Origin of the sequence: Terrisporobacter mayombei (assembly GCF_020748465.1) — a bacterium.
In the GTDB taxonomy this organism is placed as follows: domain Bacteria; phylum Bacillota; class Clostridia; order Peptostreptococcales; family Peptostreptococcaceae; genus Terrisporobacter; species Terrisporobacter mayombei.
On sequence record NZ_JAHZMP010000138.1, the window covers coordinates 1 to 503 of the forward strand.

Consider the following 503-nt stretch of genomic DNA (forward strand, 5'->3'; position numbering starts at 1 on the left):
TAAGTAGATTAGGTGCAAAAAACATATACATAATTGGTGGATTTAATTCTATAGATGAAAGTATTGAAAATTATCTAAAAGATAAAGGTTTAAATACAATAAGAATATCTGGAAATGATAGATATGATACTTCAATAAACCTAGCAAAAGAGTTAAATAAGGAGAATAAATTATCTAAATTAGTTTTAGTAAATGGAGAAAAAGGTCTTGCTGATGCAGTAAGTATGGGAGCTATATCAGCAAAAGAAAAAATGCCAATTCTTCTTACTAATCAAAAGGATGATATGAAGGAAATAGAAGAACTAATTGATAATAAAGAAATATCAAAATCATATATAGTTGGTGGGGGGAATTTATTCAATAAAGATATAGAAGATAAACTTCCATCTGTAATTAAAATATCAGGAGAAGATAGAACAGAAACTAATTCAAAAGTAATAGATTATTTTTATAATAATAGCGTTTTAGATAATTTATATGTTGCGCAAAATGGAGAGAATAAG

Annotated in this window: 1 protein-coding gene; it reads left to right on the forward strand. The window is 25.6% G+C overall.

The window, feature by feature from the left end; translation table 11 throughout:
- Nucleotides 1-503: cell wall-binding repeat-containing protein (locus tag K0039_RS20760; RefSeq protein ID WP_228106829.1), on the forward strand; the 503-nt coding region annotated here is incomplete at both ends.